At 60.2% G+C, this 23,588-nt stretch carries 27 protein-coding genes and 1 pseudogene; 6 read left to right on the top strand and 22 right to left on the bottom strand.

Annotated elements, in window-relative coordinates:
* The first annotated feature begins 321 nt into the window (after positions 1–321).
* Positions 322–1,031: pseudogene (locus tag QP994_RS07170) on the top strand (IS6 family transposase).
* Positions 1,032–1,705: 674 nt separating this feature from the next.
* Here QP994_RS07170 and QP994_RS07165 read toward each other — a convergent pair.
* The 4 genes from QP994_RS07165 to QP994_RS07150 form a co-directional block, all read right to left on the bottom strand.
* The gene (locus QP994_RS07165; protein WP_210399957.1) at positions 1,706–2,449 is read right to left on the bottom strand and encodes a hypothetical protein; all 744 of its coding nucleotides are present in this window, start codon (positions 2,447–2,449) and stop codon (positions 1,706–1,708) included.
* Between the two features lie 62 nt (positions 2,450–2,511).
* Positions 2,512–3,009 carry a plasmid recombination protein gene (locus QP994_RS07160; protein WP_284855099.1) on the bottom strand — a complete coding sequence of 166 codons (498 nt, stop codon included), beginning with the start codon at positions 3,007–3,009 and terminating at the stop codon, positions 2,512–2,514.
* A 1,540-nt stretch (positions 3,010–4,549) separates the two neighbouring features.
* Positions 4,550–4,849, bottom strand: a complete 300-nt coding sequence (locus tag QP994_RS07155) for a hypothetical protein (protein ID WP_024058949.1) — start codon at positions 4,847–4,849, stop codon at positions 4,550–4,552.
* A gap of 171 nt (positions 4,850–5,020) precedes the next feature.
* Entirely contained in the window at positions 5,021–5,329 is a 309-nt protein-coding gene (locus QP994_RS07150) for a helix-turn-helix domain-containing protein (RefSeq protein ID WP_070574078.1), read from the bottom strand.
* 1,840 nt (positions 5,330–7,169) lie between these two features.
* Here QP994_RS07150 and erm point away from each other — a divergent pair.
* Positions 7,170–8,024, top strand: a complete 855-nt coding sequence (gene erm, locus QP994_RS07145) for a 23S ribosomal RNA methyltransferase Erm (protein WP_284865877.1) — start codon at positions 7,170–7,172, stop codon at positions 8,022–8,024.
* Positions 8,025–8,094: 70 nt separating this feature from the next.
* On the opposite strand, the gene QP994_RS07140 is transcribed toward erm, so the two are convergent.
* From QP994_RS07140 to QP994_RS07075, 14 genes are all read right to left on the bottom strand, one after another.
* The gene (locus tag QP994_RS07140; protein ID WP_016423158.1) at positions 8,095–8,448 is read right to left on the bottom strand and encodes a type IIL restriction-modification enzyme MmeI; all 354 of its coding nucleotides are present in this window, start codon (positions 8,446–8,448) and stop codon (positions 8,095–8,097) included.
* Positions 8,449–8,930: 482 nt separating this feature from the next.
* On the bottom strand, positions 8,931–9,623 hold the full coding sequence (locus QP994_RS07135; RefSeq protein WP_052092559.1) for an ABC transporter ATP-binding protein: 693 nt from the start codon (positions 9,621–9,623) through the stop codon (positions 8,931–8,933).
* A gap of 62 nt (positions 9,624–9,685) precedes the next feature.
* Positions 9,686–10,768 (bottom strand): FecCD family ABC transporter permease, encoded by a 1,083-nt coding sequence (locus tag QP994_RS07130; RefSeq protein ID WP_084576451.1) that lies wholly within the window; start codon positions 10,766–10,768, stop codon positions 9,686–9,688.
* A 3-nt stretch (positions 10,769–10,771) separates the two neighbouring features.
* Complete coding sequence (locus QP994_RS07125; RefSeq protein ID WP_034662599.1) at positions 10,772–11,977, bottom strand: ABC transporter substrate-binding protein; 1,206 nt, start codon at positions 11,975–11,977, stop codon at positions 10,772–10,774.
* Positions 11,978–12,271: 294 nt separating this feature from the next.
* Positions 12,272–12,622, bottom strand: coding sequence for a VOC family protein (locus QP994_RS07120; protein WP_034662596.1), 351 nt, complete (start codon positions 12,620–12,622; stop codon positions 12,272–12,274).
* A gap of 163 nt (positions 12,623–12,785) precedes the next feature.
* Positions 12,786–13,229 (bottom strand): alternative ribosome rescue aminoacyl-tRNA hydrolase ArfB, encoded by a 444-nt coding sequence (arfB, locus tag QP994_RS07115; RefSeq protein WP_034662593.1) that lies wholly within the window; start codon positions 13,227–13,229, stop codon positions 12,786–12,788.
* Positions 13,230–13,260: 31 nt separating this feature from the next.
* Entirely contained in the window at positions 13,261–13,572 is a 312-nt protein-coding gene (locus QP994_RS07110) for a putative glycolipid-binding domain-containing protein (RefSeq protein WP_269544833.1), read from the bottom strand.
* A gap of 65 nt (positions 13,573–13,637) precedes the next feature.
* The gene (locus QP994_RS07105; RefSeq protein WP_034662591.1) at positions 13,638–13,880 is read right to left on the bottom strand and encodes a hypothetical protein; all 243 of its coding nucleotides are present in this window, start codon (positions 13,878–13,880) and stop codon (positions 13,638–13,640) included.
* Positions 13,881–13,882: 2 nt separating this feature from the next.
* A complete protein-coding gene (locus tag QP994_RS07100) occupies positions 13,883–14,128 on the bottom strand; it encodes a ribbon-helix-helix domain-containing protein (RefSeq protein WP_034662589.1) in 246 nt (81 codons plus the stop codon).
* A 314-nt stretch (positions 14,129–14,442) separates the two neighbouring features.
* Complete coding sequence (locus tag QP994_RS07095) at positions 14,443–14,985, bottom strand: DUF488 domain-containing protein (protein ID WP_284865887.1); 543 nt, start codon at positions 14,983–14,985, stop codon at positions 14,443–14,445.
* 123 nt (positions 14,986–15,108) lie between these two features.
* On the bottom strand, positions 15,109–15,483 hold the full coding sequence (locus QP994_RS07090) for a hypothetical protein (protein ID WP_284865876.1): 375 nt from the start codon (positions 15,481–15,483) through the stop codon (positions 15,109–15,111).
* A gap of 15 nt (positions 15,484–15,498) precedes the next feature.
* A complete protein-coding gene (locus QP994_RS07085; protein WP_257997210.1) occupies positions 15,499–15,624 on the bottom strand; it encodes a hypothetical protein in 126 nt (41 codons plus the stop codon).
* Positions 15,625–15,712: 88 nt separating this feature from the next.
* Positions 15,713–16,288: a hypothetical protein gene (locus QP994_RS07080; RefSeq protein ID WP_284865875.1), complete on the bottom strand. Its 576-nt coding sequence runs from the start codon at positions 16,286–16,288 to the stop codon at positions 15,713–15,715.
* 36 nt (positions 16,289–16,324) lie between these two features.
* Positions 16,325–16,819 carry a DUF1707 SHOCT-like domain-containing protein gene (locus tag QP994_RS07075; RefSeq protein ID WP_034662582.1) on the bottom strand — a complete coding sequence of 165 codons (495 nt, stop codon included), beginning with the start codon at positions 16,817–16,819 and terminating at the stop codon, positions 16,325–16,327.
* A 51-nt stretch (positions 16,820–16,870) separates the two neighbouring features.
* Here QP994_RS07075 and QP994_RS11200 point away from each other — a divergent pair, with 51 nt between their 5' ends.
* The 3 genes from QP994_RS11200 (at position 16,871) to QP994_RS07060 (ending at position 18,914) form a co-directional block, all read left to right on the top strand.
* Positions 16,871–17,257, top strand: a complete 387-nt coding sequence (locus QP994_RS11200; protein WP_350338200.1) for a MerR family transcriptional regulator — start codon at positions 16,871–16,873, stop codon at positions 17,255–17,257.
* A gap of 25 nt (positions 17,258–17,282) precedes the next feature.
* Positions 17,283–17,705 carry a TipAS antibiotic-recognition domain-containing protein gene (locus QP994_RS11195; protein WP_350338199.1) on the top strand — a complete coding sequence of 141 codons (423 nt, stop codon included), beginning with the start codon at positions 17,283–17,285 and terminating at the stop codon, positions 17,703–17,705.
* Between the two features lie 222 nt (positions 17,706–17,927).
* Positions 17,928–18,914, top strand: coding sequence for an NAD(P)-binding domain-containing protein (locus tag QP994_RS07060; RefSeq protein ID WP_284865874.1), 987 nt, complete (start codon positions 17,928–17,930; stop codon positions 18,912–18,914).
* 22 nt (positions 18,915–18,936) lie between these two features.
* On the opposite strand, the gene QP994_RS07055 is transcribed toward QP994_RS07060, so the two are convergent.
* Both QP994_RS07055 and cmtR read right to left on the bottom strand, forming a co-directional pair.
* Positions 18,937–20,829 carry a heavy metal translocating P-type ATPase gene (locus QP994_RS07055; RefSeq protein WP_284865873.1) on the bottom strand — a complete coding sequence of 631 codons (1,893 nt, stop codon included), beginning with the start codon at positions 20,827–20,829 and terminating at the stop codon, positions 18,937–18,939.
* Positions 20,826–21,185 (bottom strand): Cd(II)/Pb(II)-sensing metalloregulatory transcriptional regulator CmtR, encoded by a 360-nt coding sequence (gene cmtR, locus QP994_RS07050; protein ID WP_034662574.1) that lies wholly within the window; start codon positions 21,183–21,185, stop codon positions 20,826–20,828. The genes QP994_RS07055 and cmtR overlap by 4 nt, the downstream gene beginning before the upstream one ends.
* Positions 21,186–21,661: 476 nt before the next feature.
* On the opposite strand from cmtR, the gene QP994_RS07045 reads away from it, so the two are divergent.
* Positions 21,662–21,922, top strand: coding sequence for a HigA family addiction module antitoxin (locus QP994_RS07045; RefSeq protein ID WP_502870026.1), 261 nt, complete (start codon positions 21,662–21,664; stop codon positions 21,920–21,922).
* Between the two features lie 7 nt (positions 21,923–21,929).
* Here the strand turns inward: QP994_RS07045 and arfB (QP994_RS07040) are convergent, their stop codons facing one another.
* Entirely contained in the window at positions 21,930–22,373 is a 444-nt protein-coding gene (arfB, locus tag QP994_RS07040) for an alternative ribosome rescue aminoacyl-tRNA hydrolase ArfB (RefSeq protein ID WP_284865872.1), read from the bottom strand.
* Between the two features lie 10 nt (positions 22,374–22,383).
* Positions 22,384–23,436 (bottom strand): FUSC family protein, encoded by a 1,053-nt coding sequence (locus QP994_RS07035; protein ID WP_284865870.1) that lies wholly within the window; start codon positions 23,434–23,436, stop codon positions 22,384–22,386.
* Positions 23,437–23,588 lie beyond the last annotated feature (152 nt).

Raw genomic sequence — 23,588 nt, 5'->3', positions numbered from 1 at the left:
ACACGGCGAAGCAGAAGCCCTTCATACCCCCAACAACCTCACCCACGGAGTTGACAACCTATATAGGAACACCCCCCCTGCTCCCCGGGGTCTTCCGCTATCTGAGAACCTTGCTTCACACGGGTTCTCTCATTCTTCACTGCCCGGGGGCAGGGGAACCGTATATTGCTTACGGTGTGAGACCCCTACAGCTCGGGCCATTCACCCGCCCCTTTAAGGGCGGCGACGTGACGTGCGACCGTGGCCCGCGAGAACCCCGTTTCCGCTGGTGCTGTTGCAAAGTTCGGGCGACAAGAAGACCTGCGTGAAATAATCACAGCCATGGGCATCTTCTCCGGTCGTCATTTCCCCGTGAAATCATCCTGTGGGCGGTCCGGTGGTACTGCCGCTACGGGCTCAGCTACCGCGATCTGGAAGAAATGATGACCGAACGCGGCGTACCGGTCGATCACAGCACCATCTACCGCTGGGTCCAGAAATATGCTCCTAAGCTGGACAAGCAGACCCGGTGGTACCGACAAGTCCCGGATTGGCAGGCCCGGTCCTGGCGGGTGGACGAGACCTATATCCGGGTCGGGGGAAAGTGGTGCTACCTCTATCGGGCCATCACCGCGGGTGGGCATACCCTGGATTTTTACCTGTCCCCAAAGCGTAATGTCGCCGCAGCGAAGCGTTTCCTGGCCAAGGCCCTGAGGTCGAACACGATAACCGGGTTCCCGCGGGTGATCAACACCGATAAAGCACCCTCCCTGGCCAGGGCAATCGCCGAGTTGAAGTCAGAGGGAATCTGCCCGCAGACCGTGGAACACCGGCAGGTGAAATACCTCAATAACGTCATTGAAGGAGATCATGGGCGGCTGAAACGGATCCTCGGACCGAAGGGGGCGTTCAAAAACCGGACCTCGGCGTACCGGACGTTGAAAGGGATGGAAGCGATGCACTCATTACGGAAAGGCCAGGGCGCGATGTTTGCCTACGAGCAACCGAACCCGGATGCGGTGATCGTCAGCCGGGTGTTCGAGGCTGCCTGAGAACGCCGACCCGCAGCGAGCATCAGAGGATGAAGACTGGGTCGTCACGGCTCTCCGCCTGAAGTTTGCAACAGCACCAAGGCGCCGTTCGGACGTCGTAGGGGAATAGCGGTGGTGCAGCTCTAGGTGCACTGACATTTCACGGTGCATTTCACACGCCGCTTTGTTGCACATCACCCGTGCTGTTTTACAGTGCAGTGCAGCGGTGCTTTTACTGGCGTTTCTGCTGCGCAATTCACTGCACTATGTAGTGGACGCGACATTTCATTAACACGTAGGTTCCACTGTGTATTGGGCACCCATTTCATCGACACGTTTACTGCGCAATCAAATGCCCTGTCACTTTAATGACATGTGAATCGGGCAATAAAGTGGCTCGCCATTCTATTGACACCTTTACTGCGCAACAGAATGACAACGACATTCTGCCGGCCCTTTTGCGGGCGTCTCTTCTGCGCAGCACATGCGCCGCCGTACACACCGACGTACTGCGCACTATCTCCGCCACTTAACAGGCCAATTCACTGCGCAACGTAGTGACACTGGCCCCGCCTAGCCGAGATTTCTTCGCTTTTCGCCGAATCTCAGCGGTTTGCCCGCCGCCGATGACCGACGGACGCCGACGGCACCCTATACGGCCCTCAGAAGGCCGTACAGGGCAGGGGAGAGCGCCCCTACAGCTCCATGCCGCCGTCGTGGTCACGCTGCTGCTGTTGCTGCTGGCGGCGCTTCTCAATGCGCTCACGTGCGCGCTGCTGCGCCCCGTCCTTCTTGCCTGAGGTCTGCGACTCCCTGAACAGCGTGTAACGCTCAAGCAGCTCCGGGCTACGATGCAGTTCTTGCACCAGGAACTTCTTATCCAAGTGCTCCAACTGCTGTCCTGACTTCACCGCTTCTTCGATGATGATGGCGGCTTCGTCTTCGGCATCCGCGTGCGCGTTGCGGCGGATCTGATCAGCCTCATCGTGAGCATCCTTGCGCGTTACTGCAGCGTCGCGTGTGGCCTCGTCGCGGACGCTCGTGGCTTCATCTCGTGCTTTGTTGCGGATCGTCTCGGCGTCGCGCTCAGCCTGCTTATGGGCCTCGTCGGCCTTGCGAGTTATCGACTCCGCTTCGTTGCGGGCCGTGGCTGTAATCGCGCTCGCCTTGGCCCGTGCAGTCTCTTCGGCTCGTTCGAGCAGCTCGTCTGCTTGCGCTTCGGCAAGGCCCATGGTCTGTTCGGCGTCCTGGTCGGCTTTCTCGCGTGATTCACGAAGTACGCGCTCAGCAACAGCGCGGGCCTGTTCTTCGGCGTGCTGCAGCACACTTTGCGCTTTCTCGTTGGCTTCTTGGGCCTGCTTGAGTTCTTTTGCTGCCTGCTCGCGATCACGCTCGATCGCGTCCATGTCGCGCTGCACGGAGCGCTTCTTGACTTCCACTTCACGTTCGCGGTTCTTGAGATCCCGCTCTCGGTCTTACTGCTCGGTGTAGCGGTCGAGGTTCAGCGACTCGTCGTGTCGTTCAGAGACTTCCAGCTCGACCGGATAACCCAACGAGTGCATGTGTTCACGAAGCCCTCGCTGTGCATCGATGAACTTCTGTTGGCCCGATATCTGCTTGCCCTTCTTCGGGTCGTCTTTGTACCGCACCGTGGGGTCTGTGTTGTACGCGATGCCAGGGCGGCAACGCAGCGTACCGGGCTTGTCCGGATGGGGGGAGAGAGGGTGTCCGCCTGAAACTGGATGTGTGGCGTCGATTCGTCGAAGTTCATGTCCCCGCCGGCGACTGCGTCGATGCCGCCGGGAATGAAGTTCTCGGCGAGCCAACGCATTGACTCTTCGGGGTACTTCTTTGCTTCTTCGTAGTCGCGGGCGACATAGCGCGGACGTTTCACTTCGCGCCCGTCCACCTCACTGGTGTAGTAGTCGGGGATCTCCTTGCACATCGACTTCGGCGGATACACGACGAACAGCGACGTCTCGAAACTGTTCTTCTGCACGCGCACTCCGTCCATCCGAGGCGTCTACGGCCGCCACAGGGCCGTACAGCCGCTGCCACAAAGATGAACCAATCGAGTCGCGGCGCTATGAATTTGTGTCAGCAGCTGCCGCTGGATCTGCTGCAGCGCGGGCGCTGCGAAACACACGTCGCTGGCGGTGTATCTCACATGCGCTGTCGCGCATATGTCCGCCGCGAGCGTGATACGTCTGCACCGATAGTGTGCTTGTTGTACGGGCCGATATGGAGTGTGTTACTTCAGGCCCGTGTCTCAACCCCCGCAGCAGCATCAACACCGCCTTGCGGCGGATAGCTCGCTGCGGGATTTTCACCACCCTGCAATGACCGCCTGACGGCGGTGTCACGGTGCAGGGTGTGGCTGTGCGCACCACTTAGACGATGTCGGTCTTGCCGTTCGGTTAGACACCTTGCGCTCGCAAGCTCGCTGCAGGTGTCTCGATGACGCGGGAAGACGCCGCAAGCGGCGTTTCCACCCGTCATCGGCCCTTACTTTAAGACCGACATACAACGACTGACGCCGTATGTGGTGCGCACAGCGTGGCGACCTGCAGATTTTGTGTAGGCACCATGTGCGCTTCGCGCATCAACGGGCCGTTTCGGGTAAGGGTCGAAGACCACGTAAAGACCCGAAACACGTAGGTCGCAGCCCCCTTCTGTGTCAAAACCCCTATATGTTTGTCGTTATAGGGGTAGAAGGGGGAAAAGGGCATAAGGGGGTGCGACGCCTCCGCTGCGCTCCGGCGCTCGGCATAGCCGAGGCACTGCACCGGGTATTACTGCTCGCTGGCGCTCGCATAACCCGGTGCCCGGCGCTGACGCGCCGCCCCCTACAGCCCCAGACTCAGACCTCGCTCGCTCGGTCTGGCTGGTGCTGTCTTGCCCTCCGCTGCGCTCCGGTCAAGATGCCCAATAGTGCAGCTGGCGCTGCACCTTGTGTGATGACCCATGCTTTACGTCACGACACATCGATGCTGGCAATCCGATATATCCCGTCGATATGTATTCGGATATGCCAGCATCGATGTGTCGTGTTTGGGTCATCACGAAACGCTCCATCACGGCAAGCCTGCCGAGATGGATATTGGCGTATCTCACGACGCGTCCATTATGCGGCATGCGCCGCATACCATCTGCCGTCGCGGTTGCATCTTCAGCAGCACAGCTGCTGAAATCTGCTCTGTCCACGCTGCTGTCTTTGCTGCACCCACGGCCCCGTCTTCGGCATATTTCAAGTCCACACAAGACTATGCCGGCCAGAACCGCGCATAACAGCAGCGCGACATACCGCCAGCCATGTGGCGGATGATCCAGGCGACGGGGCAGACGTGTATATGCCCCGTCGCCGATACCGGCGCAAGCATCGTGACAGTGTCACGTGTAGCGGTGCCGCAGCCACCCGCACACACGCGAAAACCCCGCCCTTGCGAGCGGGGTGTGTGGCGACATCAAACGTGACGGCTGTAGGTCGTCACGCCGCGTGGCCGTACACACATGAGGTGATTGCGTGTACGGCTAAAGGGTTAGTCGGGTACAACTTCTAGATGCCGCTTCGGCTTACTGCCCTCGGTGCTCTCAGGCGTGTCGCCGTCACCGTTCTCAGGTGTATCGCTGTCCCCTTCGGTGCTGGCGGACTTGTCACCGTCCCCTTCGGTGCTGGCGGACTTGTCACCGTCGAGATTCACCTCGAACTCTTCGGCATACTTGCGCAACTGCGCAAGGCGCTCCTTTGTCGCTTTGTGTGCACGGCGCGCCTCGTTCACGGTATCTTTTGCTTGCTGCTCATCGCGCAGCGCTGCTGCGTAATCGTCTCTGAAAGACATGGTTTGTTCTCCTTGGTTGAATGAACTGTTTATTTGGACTCGGGGCACGACGGTGGAGCGCGCGTGTGTAGTAGCACGGCCATCACCCATCAGCCCTCGCACTCAGTTCAAGACCCAGCCTGACTAGCTGAGCTAAGCGGCGGGATCTCGTCGTAGGCGGGTTTGTCCGCATTAGTGCTTCACACCGCCCAGCACCGTGACGAGCTGCTGGCGCTGCTCATCTGTCAGTTGGGGCGCTGCATTCACGACGGCATCGACGAAGCCGTCGAATAGCTGCGGGGCAGGGCGGCGTGCGGCCGTGAGGTAGGCGTCGAGATCGTCTTGGCGAATCCGATAGGCGGTGCCGAAACGGTGGAATGAAAGACGGCCCTCTTTAATAGCTTTTCGCAACGTGGACTCGGAGCCGACGCCGAGATCGGCGAGTTCCTGCAGCGTGTAAAAGCGTGGCGCGACGGCGGTAGTCGTGTCCTTTTCGGACATAGAAAAACGCTCCTGGGCAGATTGATCTGTCCCGGAGCGGGGTGCTTTACCGGCTTGCTATTCAGGCGGCTTGGAGTGCCGTGCTCGACTCGCTAGAACGGTGGTCTGCCGTCCCATCGCTTTACGGGAGCGCTTACTCCCTACCTGACCGCTTTTGTGGTTGGCAATGCCGTTGCCGACCGGTCTATCTCGTCGGAGGAACCGCGCCTATCACGGTCGAGAGGCTGTCTCTTTATGAATTATCCTCGGGGTTATCCCCCGTATGCGGCTGGCTAAACCAAAAACGAATTAAAACGCCACATACGGTCTGGGGGCTATCGTACGGAACTTATGCGTCGCGCACAATAGCCTGCGACCTAATCTTTACGAATCGAACCGAGCACGTTTCTACACGCCTCGTGGCACGGCTGGGGTGTTGTGGTGGGGCAGCTGTTGTGTGGCGGCATGGTGACACGCAAGGGGCGCGCCTTTTTATGACCTGTGACACGTCTGTAGCGCGCTCGTTTCGTAGTTTTGACCTCGTTTCGTAATTTGCCGATCAAAATACGAAAAAATTACGAAACGCTCTACCTGCGGTTTCGTAGAACTACGAAAATCGGAAAACCAAATTACGAAACACGCGATAACGCTGTGACCTGCACAGACACGTCACATTTCGGGGATGTTTCGTAATTTTGCGGCATTTCGACCCAAACCTTTTAAGGGAGAGACACAGACACCACATTACGGGCACATGTCTACGACATAGACCGTCCTCATTGAGGGCACGCTGCAGGGGTTGCGGCTATGTGACACGGCCGGGATACTGCCACGCTGCAACACGTCCGTGGCGCGCCGTTGTGTGACACGCAACACAGGTGTTGTGTGTTCGTTTCGTAGTTTTGACCTCGTTTCGTAATTTGCCGATCAAAATACGAAAAAATTACGAAACGCTCTACCTGCGGTTTCGTGATTTCCGCAAACGAAAAGAACAAAACTACGAAACACGCGATAACGCTGTGACCTGCACAGACACGTCACATTTCGGCGGTGTTTCGTAATTTTGCGGTATTTCGACCCAAACCTTTTAAGAGAGAGACACAGACACGCATTGCAGGCACATGTCTACGACACAGAGCGTCCTCGTTGAGGGCACGCTGCAGGGGTTGCAGCTATGTGACACGGGACACAATCGCAATCAAGGTGTCTCTTCTTATTTAGATTTTCTTCAAAAAGTGGAAAAATTACGAAACGAAAACCATTTACGCTGCTCAACGTATGTTTTTGCGTTTCGTAGTTTTGTTCGTTTCGTTTACGAGATTACGAAATGACCCGCAAATACCTACCGTGACCTGCGGTGATGTGTTTCGTATTTTTCTGCGTAATTTCACGTCGCCCGAAGCAGACACCCTGCCGTGTGCTTGCTGCAGGGCTGCGGCCGTCCCTCCATGTGGAGCGTCAGTGTCGATGCTGTAACTTAAACGTACATACATTTGTGGCGCTCTCGTTACGTGTCTGTGCATTGCCGAGCTCTTTACTGTTGTGTGTGGGCGCGCAGCCGTAGTGTCCGTGCCACTCCGAGTAGGGCGCGTCGTACCCCAAACCCATGTTCAATTAAATTCCAATCCAGAGAGGTCTTGCACTGTTGCGGTGCGGTTGTCTTCTTTCTCACCGTATTGGACCCTGCGAAATTAATTGGATACGATAGGCCCATGTTGATTTCAGGTTCCGTTTTCATGCGGCCGCTCACCAGCCGCTAAGGCGGTTTTCTCCCTCCCGCAGGTTAGAAACCGCTCCGGTCCTTTAGCCGGGCGGCCATTTGCCATGCCCGGCTCCGTTTCAACTCCACGGAGCACACCTGATGTCTACATACGGATACGGCCGTCACGAACATGGCCAAAATTTTCTCACAGACCACAAGATCATCAACTCCATCGTCGATCTTGTAAAACAAACCTCCGGCCCCATCATTGAGATCGGGCCAGGAAGCGGTGCCCTCACTCACCCGATATCCCACTTGGGGAGGGCAATAACGGCAGTTGAGGTAGACGCAAAACTAGCTGCCAAACTCACAAAAAAGACCACCTCGGCGTCGGTCGAAGTGGTCCATGATGATTTCCTCAACTTCCCGTTACCCGCCACTCCCTGCGTCATTGTGGGAAACATTCCCTTTCACCTCACCACTGCCATTCTTCGAAAGTTGTTGCATGCGCCGGCATGGACTGCCGCTGTACTCCTCATGCAGTGGGAAGTCGCTCGCCGCCGGGCCGGGGTAGGTGCAAGCACGATGATGACAGCTCAGTGGTCCCCATGGTTCACGTTTCACCTTGGTTCCCGAGTACCAAGGTCTGCTTTCCGGCCACAGCCAAACGTTGACGGGGGGATCTTAGTGATCCGCCGGGTGGGTGACCCGAAGATCCCGATAGAGCAACGCAAAGCCTTTCAGGCGATGGTGCACACCGTTTTCACCGCCCGGGGACGCGGGATAGGGGAAATTCTCCGAAGGGCAGGGTTGTTTTCATCACGTTCAGAGACACAATCATGGTTGCGCTCGCGAGGAATCGACCCCGCAACCCTACCTCCCAGATTGCACACCAGCGACTGGATCGATCTCTTCCAGGTGACTGGTTCCTCTTCACCGCGCCATCGGCCCATTTCACAATCGGGAAGTAGTCAACGCCCTCCTCAACGGAAAAATCGAGGCCGGCGGCGGTAATCCCCCCACCACCAAAACCGAAATCCACCAGTAGTAGTGAACGACCCATGTTCGTCTACCGTGAGCCGCGTTATGGCAGTGACGTGTTCTCGTCGGGCACAGTCATAGTTCCCGGCGTTGCCAGCGACAGGGTTCTACACCCAGCAGCGGGACCGATCAAAATCACCCGCACGGGGAACGACCCTGCTGGTGGTTTCGATTTTGATGAAAGCGAGGAGACATAGCCCCTCGCCAACTCCCCGTAGCTGGCGAACAGTAGCTCCTGGCGCTGGCGCTCGTTGGTGAGTTTGCGTGCCACATCGAAAGCCTTATCGACTTCCCGGTCCAAGTTGTTGTGAGCCTTGAGCAGAATTGGGTCCATCGATAACGGGTTGTAGTGCTCCGCGAGTGACCGCTGGGGGTGCCGCTCGCGTGCCCGCAGCACCAACTGTCCAGCGTCGATGATTCGCTGCTGCGCCTTCTCATCTAGTTCACACAGAGCTGGTCCGCAGTTGTAGCTCCCGATGTACTCCGAAAAACGGAAAAAATAAATAGTGGGGATACATCAACCTTCCACTTTCCATTCTTCCGGCTCAGAGTATTGAGGGGTCTGGGACCGGGTCCGTAAACCCTTTATGTTTTTCGCGCACAGCGGTTTTTAGCGACGCACCCTATAGGTTTTCCGCAGAACCTATATGTGTTTCTGTGCACCCCCATATGTTGTCTGTTTCTAGCGGTATTTCGTTGTACTTTGCGCATCGAATAGTTATTTATCGACGACACTCCGTCGAATTTAAGTTCAATGTGTAGCTAACGTGTAGTCAGGGTGTACCGCGTCGCGCTCGACTTCCCACGCGAAGCTAGCCCCAGCGATGCGTCCCTGGAACCCGGACATGAACTGGCCGGGCTGGATATGGGCCCGCGCATTCACACCGGGCAGATGACCGGCACGCCGTCGTCGTCGAGGATGCGGGCGCTAATGCCGTAGACCTCGTTGAGGAGCTCAGGGTTGAGCACCGCGGCCGGGGTATCCAGTGCCACGACACGGCCCGCTTTGACCACGAGCAGCTCGTCGCAGAAACGTGCGGCGAGGTTGAGGTCGTGGATTGCAACCAGGGCAAGCCTGTCGGTTCCCACCACTTCATCGCGGATGATGTCAAGCAGGTGCACCTGGTGGCGCAGGTCGAGGGCGGACGTGGGTTCGTCGAGAAGCAAGACGCTCGGGGTGCGCACGAGCATCTGCGCGACGCTGACCAACTGGCGCTGGCCGCCAGACATGTCGGAGACCATGCGGTCGGCGAGGTGCGTGATGTTGAGTCGCTCCATGATGTCCGCCGTTGCCGCGACTGGATCAGTATCGACCGCGCCGCGGCGCTTCGCGGAAACCATGATGGACTCGAACGCGGTGAGTGACGCGGTGGTCAGCATGTCTTGGGGCACGTAGCCGATGGCGGTGGTGCGAGACTTGCCGGTGACTTCGCACCCATCGACGACGATGGAGCAGGTGCCTTGCGACGGCTTCTTAATCCCCGCGATGGTTTTCACCAGCGTGGACTTGCCGGCGGCGTTTGGGCCGATGAGCCCTACGACTTTGCCTTCTTCCAGCGGGCCGAAGGTCATGTCGTCGATGATCGTGGCACGGCCGTAGCCGACGGTGAGGTGCTCAGCGGAAATTACCACGGTTAGCCCCTCTTTCGTGCGCGGGTGAAGATGAGGAAGACGAAGAACGGCACGCCGACCAGCGAGGTGATGATGCCGATGGGGATCGCGAGCCCTGGGATGATGGAGAGCGATACCGCATAAGCCACGCTGAGCAGCATCGCGCCCGCGGCTGCCGCGCCGGGAAGGAAGAACTTCTGGTCCTCGCCCACCAGCATGCGGGCGACGTGGGGGCCGACAAGGCCGATGAAGCCGATGATGCCGGTGAACGCGACCGCCGAGGCGGACAGGAAGGATGCCACAAGCAAGGTAGTGAGGCGCAGGCGTTTGACGTCGATGCCGAGGGCGGCAGCGCGATCGTCGCCAAGCCGTAGTGCCGTTAGGCGCCAGGAGTTGACCACGCAGAAGGGGATCGCTGCGGCGACCACCACAGCGAGGATGACGTTCGCGGTCCAGTTCGCGCGCTGCATCGAACCCATGGTCCAGAACACGATCTGTTGGAGTGCTTCGATGTTGGCGCTGTACTGCAGCAGCGAGAGCAGGGCCTGGAAGAAGAAACTCAGCGCGATTCCGAGGAGGATCATCGATTCGGCGGTGGCGCCGCGCCACACGGACGCGACTGCCACGATAGCGACGGCGAGAAGTGCTGCGATCGCCGCGGTGAGCGCCAGGTTAAACTGCGGGTTCGGGATGAGCGTCCAGCCCATCACAATGGCGATCGCCGCACCGAACGCGGCTGCCGCCGAGATACCGAGGGTGAAGGGCTCGGCAAGGGGGTTGTCCAAGATGGTCTGCATCTGCCCGCCAGCGAGGCCGAGCGCGGCGCCGCACAGCAGTGCCATCACCGCAGCGGGCAAGCGCAGGGTGCGAATGACCACGCGGGTCTGATCCTCCACCGACTCGGGGTGGAAAACGGCGTTGTAGACGTCGGCAAGTGCGATGTCGATGGGGCCGACGACGACGGCGACGAGGAAGCTCGCGAAGGCCGCGATGACCAGCCCCACGATAGCGAACGCTTTGTTGCGCCCGCGCTTGTGGTAGCTCGTAATCGCGGCCTGGCGAGCATCCACGTTTGCGGCGGGCTGCGCGGATACTCGAGTTGTCATGGGTTAGCTCTCGTCCGGGTTCGCAGGATCGTAGAAAAACACGCCGCTGTACTCGAACGGCATCCACTCCTTGTGGAACTCGATGAAGTCCTTGGTGGGGTGGTAGTCAGCGAACTCCTCCGGGTGGATCCACTTGGCAAAGGCTTCAAGCGCGAAGACGTTGAACGGGTTGTCGTAGAACTGGTGGTACACGGCGAAATAGTTGCCGGTCTGCGGCGCTTCGAGCAGCTCGAAGCCGGGCAGTTGCAGCGGGCCGCTGCTAGTTTCTTTCGCCAGCTTGACATCAGACTGGTAGCCCATCTCCACGTGACGGAAGAGGTCGGTCTTGTTCGGTTCGCGCGCCCACTCGCCGCCGGTGACAATGATTTTCTCCGGGTCGAGCTCAATCATCTTCTCTGGGGTGATGGTCTTAGTTTCCGGGCCGAGGACTTCTGGGCCGAGGTTGTGGCCGCCGGCCGCGGTGACCAAGGTGCCCAGGTGCACGTTGCCTGCGATGGCGCAGCACTCGTTGTATCCGGCTGCGGTCCACAGCAGTACGTCAGGCTTCTCGGCAATCTTCGCTGCACGCTCGGAGATTTCCTTGACCTTCGCGTCGTAGAACTCGTTGTATTTCGCGGCGCGTTCGCTCTGGCCGAGCAGGTCACCCAGAAGCTGCATGGATACGGTGGTGTTTTCCAGCGGCTTCTGGCGGAAGTCGATGTAGGCGTAGGTAATGCCGGCGGCATCCATGTCTGCGATCATGCCGGCCTCTTCGGCGGCCTTCTTCTGGTCGAGCGTCATAATGACCACGTCCGGGTCCTGCGCGAGCAGGTTCTCAACGGTGACGTCGCCCTTCTGGATCATCCCGATCGCCGGCAGATCCTTCGCTTCCGGCTGCAGTTCGAGGAGCTTATCGCGGAACGCGCCCGCGTTCTTCACCAGGTCTTGGCCGTACGCAACTATGTTGTCCAGCGGGTTCTCCTGCAGCAGGGCGGTGGCGTAGGCTGCGCGGCCCTCAGCCAGCACGATGCGGTCCGGCATCTCCGCGAACTCGATGGTGCGGCCCGCCGCATCCTTCACCGTCAGCGCTGCGTCCGCAGTGCGTGCCGACGTGGCAACCTCAGAGGATGCCGTGCTGGCGGTGGTGCTGCCGGAGTCGGAGCAGGCGGCCAGGCCGATCGTGGTGGCGAGTGCAACCACGGTTGCGCCGATCTTTTGTGAAAGCTTCAAAACTTCCCCTTTAGTTAAGTAAGCCTAAGCTTAGTTACAGGAACGATGGGAAGACTAAGGTAAGGCTAGGCAAATGTCAACGGTCTGAGTCGTGCATCATGCCACTTGCCCCATAACCATCCCCATGTACCCCATATTTTCGCGGTTCGGCTGCCTACCCAACGCGGGGGCGACATGCGTGGCGAAGCTGTCCAAGATCTTCCCGTTGACGTCCATGCCCAGCCCGGTGGGGATGGTGTTAACGAGAATGTAACCGTGCAACGAGATACCGCCGAGTTCAAATTTAACGTGCAGTTACGCTTCGGGGCTACCCACGCAAAACTCGTTGCCTTCTGGATCCTGCATAACGGTCCAAACAAGTCCCGGTGCCTCATGACGGCCGAGTTCAGTGGCACCCAACATCCTGAGGCGCTCCACTAGGGCTTCGCGTTCAGTGCCGCCGCCGTCGATGTGAATGCGGTTTTTACCGGGGGTGGGGTCGGCAACGCGCGGAAAACCCAGCGCCGGGGTGGAGCCGACCATGACAAAGTCTCCGTAGTCGGCGACAATCTCGCACCCTGTCGCGGAGGGCCAGAATTCGGCGAGCCGAGAGGGATCGTTGCAGTCGAAGGTTATCTGGCGGATAGCGAAAGTTGAGTCACGCATAGTCCGCACCGTATCCGTGCTTCACACTCCACGTCTCGCTTCGTCTTCTTTGAGAATTCGTGGGATGCCCCGAGCCGCCGCACGTTCTCCCCTCAGACATCTGAGCGGGGGGCACGGCTTTTCGGCTGTTGAGGTTCTTTGGTACGAGCCTGCAGGAGTGGTGTTACGGCAGCCGGGGCTTACGCCTCATCGCCTTCAACTCCGAGCGCCGCTTTTTCGCTTCGAGACGGCGCCGCACTGAGCCGCGCGTCGGCTTCGTTTTCCGCCGCGGGGGAGGCGGTGGGGCGAGCGCCTCACGCAATAGGGAGGCCATGCGCTCTCGCGCCTCGGCGCGGTTACGGACTTGCGAGCGCTGCGTCGACGCGCTCACGGTGAGCACAGTGCCGTGCAGGCGGTGTTCGAGGTTGTGGAGGGCGCGGCGGCGTTGGGCGTCGGAAAGCGATGCGCATTCCGCGATGTCGATGGAGAGCTGCACCTTGCTGTCGGTGGTGTTGACGCCCTGGCCGCCGGGGCCCGACGCTTTCGCAAACCGCTCCGTCAGGTCGGCGGCGACGATGACCAGACCCCCAGGGATCCCTGGGCCGGGCGCGATGGTCAGGTCGTTCATACCGCCCAGCTTAGTTAGAGTTGTTTCCGGATCAGACCCGCCGTGCGAGATCAGGGTAGTGTACGACCACTCCGTCACCGTTGACCTCCAACTCGACGTCGACTCCCCTTGTTCCGCTTTCGTATCGGACAGTTTCAGCATCGACGGAGCTGTAGTACTGGTCTGATGTGATCACCTGGAGAGACGGGATATCAATCCAAGCCATGATCAGCTGCGTTTTCGGAACCTGAGTCTCAAGCAGCGTCAAGCGACGAATAGGCATTGTGTTGGTGAGAGGGCACAGACCGAGATCGCAATCGAGTGCGGCGGACCAAAACTCGCCGAGTTTTGAGACACTTGCAATGCCTTGGCGAGCTCATGATTGCTGTATCCGGTAAACACACCGGGTTTCTTCGAAGATATTCGTGCCTAGTCGAGCAGGGTGCGGTACTGTTTGCGTGCCTTCAGGGAGTGAATGATCGTTTCGGTGCCGTCATCCCAGATGAGTACGACAATCTCGAGTAGTCTCATTGAGCCGTCGAATCCGAGGCGCAGTTCCCTTTGAGGGTGTTCCTCATCGAGTGGGGTCTTAAAAACGCAGCCTGAAGTCGCGGCAGTAACGGAGTCGTCTGGCTTGATGCCGTGTTTCGTGGCGCTTCGGCGTACGTCCATTTCTAAATAGCATTCTTTAGCGCTTCGCGGATTGCCTGAGAGCGTGACCATCCGTTTTCAGCCGCAAACTTGTCGAGGTCCGATATCTCGCCGGGGGAAAGCCGAATGGAGATAACCTTCGCAGCATCTTCGTTTCGAGGTTTCCTTCCACGTCGACGAAGTGTCTCTACGTCGTAGCCTTTCTCGGCTTCGGTTACCCACGCATCGATTTGCTCTTCGCTGACTAGCTTCCCGTTGATAGTTTTCATGCATCTAATCGTAATACGGAAAAGGGCTTGGCGGCTAGGGGGAGGTTATATTCTTTCGACAATCCGTGGAGTTCAAGTTCAACGTCTAGGGCCGTGGCAAGACGGTAGGTCGCTTTTTCGATTCGACGCTTTGGGGCACTACCTGGGTTCCCAGTGGTCTTCTTAGATTGAGCGGTTCAGATTTTCTACCCTAAAGCTCGTTTGAGCGTGCTATCCGTTGGTGCGCCTCCGATGCTGCTGTTCATAAGGTGGCGGGCTACAAAGGCGTAGATCAGGCCGAGAAGGGTGCAGCCCCCTGGTTTCTGGTGTACGCGCTAGCCCTGCTCGGGGTAGCGCACGAGGAGATCGTTGCCGATGACTGCGCCGTCGTTGAGCGTTGCCTCGCTCACCTTCGCACCGGCTGCACCCAGGCCCAGAATGTGGCCAACCTCGTCACCGTGGGCGATGAGGTGGTCGGCGACGATACGCCGGTGGCAGCGCCACCACACCGCCTCGGCGCACATGATCGCGGTGGGGGTTTCGGCGGCGTTCGCCCGTAGCTGCGAGATCGCGTCGGAGAACTCCTCGCCCAGCGCATGGTCGGCGTAATTGTGGAAGCTGCGGTTACGCCAGTTGCCGTTAACCTCAAACGGCACCGAGTGAGACACGTTGCGCCGCCCGGTGAGGCCCTCGCTTCTGCTGTAAGTGATGCCACATGTGGGAAGGTGTTCGGCAAGGTGGTCGCCGTTGAACCACGGGTACTTCCTGGACCCGGGTAGCTTGCGCACATCCACGATGGATGCCACACCGGCAGCCTTGATCATTTCAGCGAAGTCCTCGAACTCGAGGTTGGAGTGGCCCACGGTGAAGATGCGCATGTCGCCAATGCTACGCGCCAAGCGGTTACACCCACATCGGCGTACAGGTATCGTGCACTGACAGGTGGTCGGACTGGTAGGCGGGGGTAGCAGGCAGTATGTTTGATGCATTCGCACCTGCCTTTAGTGGCATAGATCCGGCTTACCGCTGAATGTCGGGGCCGGGACCGATTGCTTGAATCTCAACGGGTCACCAGGGCGCCGACGAAACCCTGACCTTCCTGTTTGCAGGTCAAAATCCATGAACTCTTTGTTAAAGGAGCCATCTCCGTGCTCGTTGTTGCACCTGTGGTGCTCACGGAACAGCCCGGTGAGGTTTTCGATGCCGGTGTTGGTGTCGAAAAGCATCGCGGCATCGTCATCCGCGAGGTCGTCCAACGTCAGCGCAAGCACCATGGACGCTGCGCCGTCGTTCGACTTCTGACAGTGATCCTCGTACTGCTCGAGAATGGCGAAGAACTGGTCAAAGCGCCGTTGCGCCGGCGTGCGGGGATCCATCTCGCCTTGCAGCTCCTACAAGCGCTCCATGTCGTGCCGGACGTCCTCGAATGCGAGGTTGGAGGGGTCTTTGAACAGTGCGCTAAGCGTGCGCAGCGCCGTGGAAATCTCGTTGACGCACCGGGCGATTTCGCTGGTCATGGCCCCTCCTTCCTGTCAAGAGTGCGGTTGTATGAAAGTGATGAACTCAATCTAACAACGCGTCCGACACAGCCATTCGAAAGGAGGGTTAATTTAGCACTTCAATGCCCATTTTGGCGTTGTCGTTGAGCATGAGCTGGCTGCCGAAGGGCAGGCTCGCGTCGGACGAGTACGAGAAATGGTTAGGTGAAACCCGCAGCCGCACCCGCTTTCCTACGTACTCGTCCCAGCCATTGGTGTAGTCCGAGGTTCCGAAATCCCAATGCTGCACGGATCCGAGGCGAGCGAAAGGGTTTTCTTGGGCGACCTGGCTTCCCGCCTTATTTGCCGTGATGTTGACGGGGGAGTCGAAGGCCAGCACGTAGTACACGTTGTCCGGGTCTTCGTCGTTCGGAGCGGGGCGGCCCTTCCGAGCCTGCTCCGTCGACCACGCTTCCACGTTGCCGGTGACGAGCAGGTCACCGTTCGAGTCGAAGGCTACCGGTGCCTCCGCATCCCCGCCAGGCTCTGCAACCTCTGCAGACTCCGCAATCGCGCCCGAATCCGGGTCCACCCACTGCGTGGACGTGACCACCACGGGCTCGGGCACGCCACCTCCGGCGCAACCCGTAACCACCCCGACAGAACTAGCTACAATAAGCGCGCACGCACGAGGAAAACGCATGCTCCCATTCTAAACGGAGCGCGCAGGAATTCTCGGCTACTTCCCAAGCTCCTTGCGTCGCTCGGCGGCAAGTTTCAACCGCTCGGCGCGATCAGAACGTTCCTTCTCTAACAGGTCCTCGAGAATCTCGTCCTCCTCGTCGGAGATGTCGAAGACGATGTACCAAGCGACCGCGAGAATGCCCACCACCGGCCACACCACCCAGGCGTAGTCCAGGTCGAACCCAAGTTGCAGCACAAAAAATACCGCCAAACCGCCGATGAGGGTGGTGTAGATCGCGGTGTCCAGCTTCCGCTTCGCTGCGAGTTTCTCATCCAGCTCGAGCTCAGACGGCATCCGCTTCTCCAGTGGGGCCGGTGCGGCCGGGAGGTCGTCGAAAAGCATGGAAAGCTCCCCGCGCGTGCGTGCGACTGCGGCCTGACCTGTGCGTTCTTCGAACTCCCCGACATCCAGGTAACCGTCTGCGAACAGTGTGCCCAGCCGGTCCAGCGCTTCCGAACGCTCGGCGTCGCCCACGCGGACTTCGTCCATGAATGCTCCCAACTTGCACTTACCCCTGCGGCAAGCTGTTCAATCGTAACCATGGTAGATGGTATCGAATACACGATCGGCGAAGCAGCGGAGGCCCTCGGCGTTTCCACCAAGGCGCTGCGCCACTGGGAGGCGCTCGGCCTCATCACACCCGCGCGCACGTGGGCCGAACATCGACGCAACGTTCTTGTTGGCGCCCCTGACGATCACACCCGCGCGCACGTGGGCCGAACACCGCGTTTACAGCGAGGCGGACCTCGAGCGCGGCGCGGCCATCGCTCTCTACCGTTGGGTCGGCGTGCCGCTTGCGCAGATCGCGCAGCTTCTCGACGCCTCCGGCGCGGCCCTCACCCGCGCCCTCAAGCACCACCAAGAAGCACTCGCTTCTCGACGGCGCACGCTCGACGCCCAACTCACATCTGTCCAGCAACTCATTGACAACGCAACGAAAGGATCGATCGACATGGACGCAATGAAGAAGTACCTCGGCGAAGATATTCCCGCCTACCAGAAGGAGGCTGAGCAGCGCTGGGGTGATACCCCGGAGTGGGCGCAGTCACAGAAAAAGCTCGCTCAAATGGGCGAAGGTGACTTCAAACGCCTGCAGGAAGAACAGGACGCACTCGCCGCGGAACTGATCGCCGCACGCGATTCCGGCGTGGACCCCGGCTCCGAGGAAACCGAAGCACTGGTGGAGTGCCACCGCGCAAGCATCGCCCAGTGGTACGAGGTGACCCCGGCTCGCCAGCTCATCCTCGCGCGCATGTACGTTGACGACGCGCGCTTCCACGAAGCCTACGGCGGCGCGCAGGACTACCTGCTCGAGCTGGTCACCGCCCACGTGGCGGCCGAAGGTGTGGACGTGGGCAACCCGCAGTGGGATTAGCAACGGAGCAGTAACCCCGCCGTGCCCTGTTGCTTCTTTGGATTTACTTACTATCTTTCGCGGAAAGATTCCTTTGCGCAGATGCGCCTTGGAGTTCAAGTTCAGTGTGTAACGCGGGTGTTAGGGTGGGGATTGTTGACTACTACTGACAAGCTCTCCCCGTTGGTGAATTCGCGGAGACGCAAAGTGGTCGGGCATGTGCCCGATGAGGTGAGAGGCGTCATGGAGCATCACACGGCCGTCGTCGTTGGTGGTGGCCAGTCCGGCCTAGCCACGGCATACTACCTGCGGCGCTACGAAGTGGACTTCTTGATCTTGGACAATCAAGAGGAAGCCGGTGGAGCGTGGTTGCACACGTGGCCTTCACTGACGCTTTTTTCGGCCGCGGAGTTCTCCAACCTGCCCGGCTGGCCTATGCCGCGGTACCCGGGGTACCCGCCGGCACGTCATGTCATCGACTATCTGACAAGCTACGAACGACGGCACGACCTCCCGGTTCGGCGCCCAGTGCACGTGCGCAGCGTGTCCCATGAGGAAGGGATGTTCTTCCTAGATACGAGCGCCGGTCAATTCACAGCGGACCACGTTGTCGCGGCCACCGGCACGTGGTCCGCGCCTTTTGTGCCCCACTATCCGGGCACCTTCCGTGGACGTCAGTGGCACTCGTCGACCTACCCCGGCCCCGAACCATTCCGCGGCGCGAAGGTCGCGGTGGTCGGTGGGGCGAACTCGGGTGCCCAGATCGCCGCAGACCTCATTGGGACATCGGAAGTCACATGGTTCACACGTGAGCAACCGCGCTGGATGCCTGACGACGTCGATGGCCGCGATCTCTTTCTCCGCAGCCGCCGCCGGATTCTCGGTGGCGATTCCGGCCCGAACCTCGGGGACCTCGGCGACATTGTCGCGCTTCCTCATCTCCGTGAGCTCCGCAACTCCGGCCAACTCACCGCTACTCCCATCTTCGATAGTTTGAGCGAGCTCGACCACGACCATCTGATCTGGTGCACTGGTTTCCGCCCGGCCCTTGGCCCATTCCGCCACCTCATGCGCGACCGCGAACCAGAAGTGGAGAATCTGCATCTAGTCGGTTACGGCAACTGGACCGGCGACGGATCGGCAACCCTGATGGGTGTCGGGCCCTTTGCCAAACACACTGCCCAGGTAGCCGCGGGCCGTGTCGATGAAGCACGGCAGCATGAGTTTTGAAATGGCGCCAACGTAACTCGACTCAGCGTTTCGCTCGTGCAGCCCGCAGGCCGTTCAAGATCACGATGACTTCGGCGACTTCGTGAACCAACACGACGGCGGCCAGGCCGAGCACACCGCTGATCGCCAGTGGCATCAACACGATGATGATGGCCAGAGACAGCACGATGTTTTGGTTGATGATCCTGCTGCCTCGGCGGGCGTGCTGCAGCGCCTGCGGGATCAGCCGGAGGTCGTGGCCAGTGAAGGCGACGTCAGCGGACTCGATCGCGGCGTCAGAGCCGGTCGCTCCCATCGCTATGCCCACCGTTGCGCCCGCCAGTGCGGGCGCGTCGTTGATGCCGTCGCCAATCATCGCCGTCGGTGTCTTGGAGGAGAATTCGGCGACGATGTTTGCCTTGTCCTCCGGGCGCAGCTCGGCGCGCACGTCGTCGATTCCGGCGATTTCAGCCAGCGCCCGAGCGGTGCGAGTGTTGTCGCCGGTGAGCATGCTCACTTGCACGTCGTTGGCGCGCAGGGTCTGCACGGCTTCGGGCACCTCGGGCCGCAGCTCGTCGCGGACGCCGATCGCTCCGGCGAGGGTGTCATCGACGGTGACCAGGACGCAGGTCTGGCCCTCGGACTCCATGCGCTCGACGTCTGCCTTCAGTGGCCCGGCGTCGATCCACCGGGGGCTGCCCACCAGCAGGCGTCGGCCTTCGACGGTGCCGCCGATGCCATGTCCGGCTTCCTCGCTGATGTCCAGGGCGGCGGGCGCTTCGGGCTCCGCTGCCGCGATCGCCGCGGCGAGGGGGTGCGTCGATTGCTGTTCAACTGCCGCCGCGAAGGCAAGCACTTGAGCCCGATCGAATCCCACTGCCGGGACCACTCCGGTAACCTCGGGCTGGTTGCGGGTAAGGGTTCCGGTCTTGTCCACCGCCAGGTGACGGATGCCGCCGAGCCGCTCGAACGCCGCGCCGGATTTGATGACCACGCCGAACTGGCTGGCCGCGCCGATTGCGGCCACGACCGTCAGCGGCACGGAGATTGCCAGCGCGCACGGCGACGCTGCGACCAGGACCACCAGCGCACGGGTGATCCAAGTCTCTGGGTCACCCAGCAGCGAGCCGATCACGCCGACCAGCACCGCCAGGATCATCACCCCGGGCACTAGGGGTTGGGCAATTCGGTCGGCGATCCGGGCGCGGTCACCCTTCTCCGCCTGCGCCTGCTCGACGAGGTCGACGAGTGTGGTCAGCGAGTTGTCCGTTCCAGCTGCGGTCGTCTCTACTTCCAGCACACCGGCGGAGTTGATCGCACCCGCGGGCACCTCGTCGCCGGGTGCAACCTCCTCCGGAATGGATTCTCCGGTGATCGCTGAGGTGTCAAGGCTGGAACGTCCAGACCGAATGATGCCGTCCGTGGCGATCCGCTCTCCGGGGCGCACGAGCATCAGTTCGCCAGCCACGAGGTCCTTCGCTGCGACCTTGACCGACGTGCCGTCGCGCAGCACCGTCGCGGTCTGCGGTACCAACTTCAACAGTGCCCGCAGTCCGCCCTGTGCCCGGTCCATTGCCTTGTCTTCCAGCGCCTCGGCGATCGAGTACAGGAACGCTAGCGCCGCGGCCTCTCCGACGTAACCGAGGATTACCGCGCCGACCGCGCTGATCGTCATCAGCAAACCAATGCCGAGCTTGCGCTTCGTGACAAGGTTTCGGATAGCGCCGGGCGCGAACGTATACGCCCCTAGCAGCAGGCCGACCCAGAACAGTACTGTCGCGGGTGTCTCTACCCCGGACCAGTCCAGTGCCAGGCCTATGCCGAGGGCTACGCCGGAGAAGATCGGCAGTAGCAACTCGGGGTCCTTCCACCATGGCCGATCGAGTTCTTCGATCTCTGTGGCGGGTTCGTGTGCGCATCCACACGCCGAGCTCATGCGTCCGCTCCCTTCTCGCCGCAGCCGGGCACCGAGCATTCAGGGTCGATGCACGGGGCGTTTTCGTCGACAGCCAACGTCGCGTTCACCAGCGCGTTGAGCGCTGCCGCGAGGTGCGGATCGGCGATTTCGTAGCGTGTCTTGCGACCCTCCGGCTCGGCGACGACGATGCCGCAGTCGCGCAGGCAGGTCAGGTGGTTCGAGACGTTCGAGCGGGTCAGGTCCAGGTCGCGCGAAAGCACGGCCGGGTAGCTCGGGCCGTCGAGTAGTGTCATCAGGATTCTGGAGCGCGTCGGATCCGCCATGGCCCGGCCGAGCCGGTTCATGACGTCGAGGCGTGAAGCAATGGTCAGCATGTGCTGAACAATACATCGTGTGCTGAACTATTCAAAATGCGCTGAACTGACAGTTACGCGAAGGTCCTGCGACCTGCAAGAATTAGTCGATGGGATAGCAGATGACTGATCCTTTGTGGTTCGGCTGCCACCCAACGCGGGAGCGACGTGGGCGGCGAGGTTCTCGAGAAAGTAACTTTGCAACTACATACCGTGGAGTTCAAGTTCAACGTTTAACGCGATACGTTATTGACGCTTCGCGTTATGGGAGGGATAGGGTGAAGCATGATCTAGTCGTTCGCCAACAAGGACACTGAGCGGTTGTGGAATCGAGAAGGGGTACGTTCCATTGATTCCCGAATCCATTCGGTCGCCTTGCGCAAGCTGCGACAACTAGTGGCGGATCTGCTTCCGGTGGACGGCAGCTGGTCCAGAGGAGATCGACATCGTTGACTATCACTGACAAGCTTCCACCAGTACACCCCGGCGAGATCCTCATGGAGGATTTTCTCAAGGAGATGGGGATTACGCAGCACAAGCTTGCTGTTTCTATCGGCGTTCCCCCTCGTCGGATCAACGAGATCGTCCACGGGAAGCGGGCTGTTACTGCCGATACTGCACTCCGTTTAGGGAAGTATTTCGGGATGAGCCCGCAATTCTGGCTCGGATTACAGACCCAGTACGACTTGGATGTGGCAGAGGATAAAATCCTTGCCGAGATTGAGAATATCCAGCCAGTCCAAGCTGCATCAGCCTAGGGTCGGTCTAGGGGATCTGAGGCCGTCGCCGCGTGGACTTGAGCTCTGAGCGCCGCTTCTTCGCTTCAAGGCGGCGCCGCACTGAGCCGCGTGTCGGTTTGGTTTTGCGTCGTGGGGGAGGCGGCGGCGCGAGGGCTTCGCGCAGTAGGCTGGCCATGCGGTTGCGTGCTTCGGCGCGGTTGCGGACCTGCGACCGCTGGGTCGATGCAGTCACGGTAAGTACAGTACCGTCCAGACGGGGCTCGAGGTTGTGTAGGATGCGGCGGCGTTGGGCGTCGTTAATCGATGTGCTTTCGGCGAGATCGAGGGAGAGCTGAACCTTGCTGTCCGTCGTGTTCACGCCCTGACCGCCTGGTCCTGATGATTTCGCGAAACGTTCCGTCAGGTCGGCGGCGGCGATGACCGCACCGTCGGGAACCCCCGGGCCAGGCGCGATGATTAGGTCTTTCATGCTGCCCACCCTACGTTCTGGTGTCGTTGTCGATGCCACGTCGCGAAAAGACCGTGGGGTTTGCGCGCGCATACCCCACGGCGATGATCGTGAGGGCGGCCACCGCGCCGAGCATGGTTTCGGCGGTGCGGGCGAGCAGCATGGGGACGACGGGGGCAGCGTCGACAACCTGCACCATCAGTAGTGCGGTCGGGGTGATGAAGCTGGCGGCGATGGTGTAGTTGCGGGTCACGTACATCTCGGTCAGGTATTGCAGGATGATGATCCATACGACGATCTGCCAGCCCTGCAGTGAGTGCGACAAAAGGAAGCCGGTAATCGCGATGCCGGTCAGGGTGCCAAGGACGCGCTCGATGGCGCGGAAATACTGCATCTTGAACCGGGAGTTCACCAGGGGAGCGGCGGCGGCGACCATGGCCCAGTAGGAGTGGGAGAGCGAATCAAAAAACGCCACCGACATCAGCCCCAACGTGCCGGCAAGTAGCGGGGCGAAGAAGAAACGGCTCGCTTCCACGACAAGACGCTGACGTGGCACGCGCCCGGCGTCGGGGGATCGGGTGGGGATCTCATTCTCTTTTGCATCGCCACCTGGACCTTCGCCAATGAGGTGGGAGACCTGCCCCAAAATGAGGCACACCAGAGCCGCACCGCCGGCGATGGCGAAGGCGAGCAGCGGATGAACTGGATTGCTCAGGGAACCGACAGCGGCGATGGAGAAGATGATGAACACCGAACCCGTCGGCTTCATATCGGTGGCTAGCGCAATCGTTGCCCATATCGATGAGGTGATCGCCGTCACGATCATAAGAATCCACGGGCTGACACCAAACCACGCGATGGTCGCACCGAGAGTCACCATCAGGGTAAGCGCAATGCCAGCGAGGACGTGGTGCTTCAGACGGGTCGCACGTGTGGTGTGGCGACCGTACACGCCGGTGAAGGCCCCGAAGTTAGCGTAAATCGCAAGGTCGAGTCGCCCCAGCGCCAACAGCGTGAACATGGGAATAGCCACGCCAAGTGCGGTACGGAAGGCGGGAATGTGGTCGCGCTGCGCAGGCCCCATCGTGAAGAGTGGACTGAAATGACGCAACCGTGCCCTCCATCCCTATTAATCGTTGTGCTAGCGACACTGTAGTGGGCCGCGCCGCGTTTAGCGAAGTTTTGCTAGTGCCTAGTAGAGGTCGGGGCGTCGGTGAAGGTTGGGGAGGATGCGGC

It is taken from the genome of Corynebacterium sp. MSK044 (genome assembly GCF_030232825.1).
In the GTDB taxonomy this organism is placed as follows: Bacteria; Actinomycetota; Actinomycetes; order Mycobacteriales; family Mycobacteriaceae; genus Corynebacterium.
This window is presented reverse-complemented; position numbering and strand designations above follow the sequence as displayed.

Coding starts and splice junctions, on each gene's coding strand:
- QP994_RS07155 (WP_024058949.1), bottom strand. CDS start 4,849: ATGTCTTTCAGAGACGATTACGCAGCAGCGCTGCGCGATGAGCAGCAA.
- QP994_RS07150 (WP_070574078.1), bottom strand. CDS start 5,329: ATGTCCGAAAAGGACACGACTACCGCCGTCGCGCCACGCTTTTACACG.
- erm (WP_284865877.1), top strand. CDS start 7,170: ATGTCTACATACGGATACGGCCGTCACGAACATGGCCAAAATTTTCTC.
- QP994_RS07135 (WP_052092559.1), bottom strand. CDS start 9,623: ATGACCTTCGGCCCGCTGGAAGAAGGCAAAGTCGTAGGGCTCATCGGC.
- QP994_RS07130 (WP_084576451.1), bottom strand. CDS start 10,768: ATGACAACTCGAGTATCCGCGCAGCCCGCCGCAAACGTGGATGCTCGC.
- QP994_RS07120 (WP_034662596.1), bottom strand. CDS start 12,622: ATGCGTGACTCAACTTTCGCTATCCGCCAGATAACCTTCGACTGCAAC.
- arfB (WP_034662593.1), bottom strand. CDS start 13,229: ATGAACGACCTGACCATCGCGCCCGGCCCAGGGATCCCTGGGGGTCTG.
- QP994_RS07105 (WP_034662591.1), bottom strand. CDS start 13,880: ATGGACGTACGCCGAAGCGCCACGAAACACGGCATCAAGCCAGACGAC.
- QP994_RS07100 (WP_034662589.1), bottom strand. CDS start 14,128: ATGAAAACTATCAACGGGAAGCTAGTCAGCGAAGAGCAAATCGATGCG.
- QP994_RS07095 (WP_284865887.1), bottom strand. CDS start 14,985: ATGCGCATCTTCACCGTGGGCCACTCCAACCTCGAGTTCGAGGACTTC.
- QP994_RS07090 (WP_284865876.1), bottom strand. CDS start 15,483: ATGGATCCCCGCACGCCGGCGCAACGGCGCTTTGACCAGTTCTTCGCC.
- QP994_RS07085 (WP_257997210.1), bottom strand. CDS start 15,624: ATGACCAGCGAAATCGCCCGGTGCGTCAACGAGATTTCCACGGCGCTG.
- QP994_RS07080 (WP_284865875.1), bottom strand. CDS start 16,288: ATGCGTTTTCCTCGTGCGTGCGCGCTTATTGTAGCTAGTTCTGTCGGG.
- QP994_RS07075 (WP_034662582.1), bottom strand. CDS start 16,819: ATGGACGAAGTCCGCGTGGGCGACGCCGAGCGTTCGGAAGCGCTGGAC.
- QP994_RS11200 (WP_350338200.1), top strand. CDS start 16,871: ATGGTAGATGGTATCGAATACACGATCGGCGAAGCAGCGGAGGCCCTC.
- QP994_RS11195 (WP_350338199.1), top strand. CDS start 17,283: ATGGACGCAATGAAGAAGTACCTCGGCGAAGATATTCCCGCCTACCAG.
- QP994_RS07060 (WP_284865874.1), top strand. CDS start 17,928: ATGGAGCATCACACGGCCGTCGTCGTTGGTGGTGGCCAGTCCGGCCTA.
- QP994_RS07055 (WP_284865873.1), bottom strand. CDS start 20,829: ATGAGCTCGGCGTGTGGATGCGCACACGAACCCGCCACAGAGATCGAA.
- cmtR (WP_034662574.1), bottom strand. CDS start 21,185: ATGCTGACCATTGCTTCACGCCTCGACGTCATGAACCGGCTCGGCCGG.
- QP994_RS07045 (WP_502870026.1), top strand. CDS start 21,662: ATGGAGGATTTTCTCAAGGAGATGGGGATTACGCAGCACAAGCTTGCT.
- arfB (WP_284865872.1), bottom strand. CDS start 22,373: ATGAAAGACCTAATCATCGCGCCTGGCCCGGGGGTTCCCGACGGTGCG.
- QP994_RS07035 (WP_284865870.1), bottom strand. CDS start 23,436: ATGGGGCCTGCGCAGCGCGACCACATTCCCGCCTTCCGTACCGCACTT.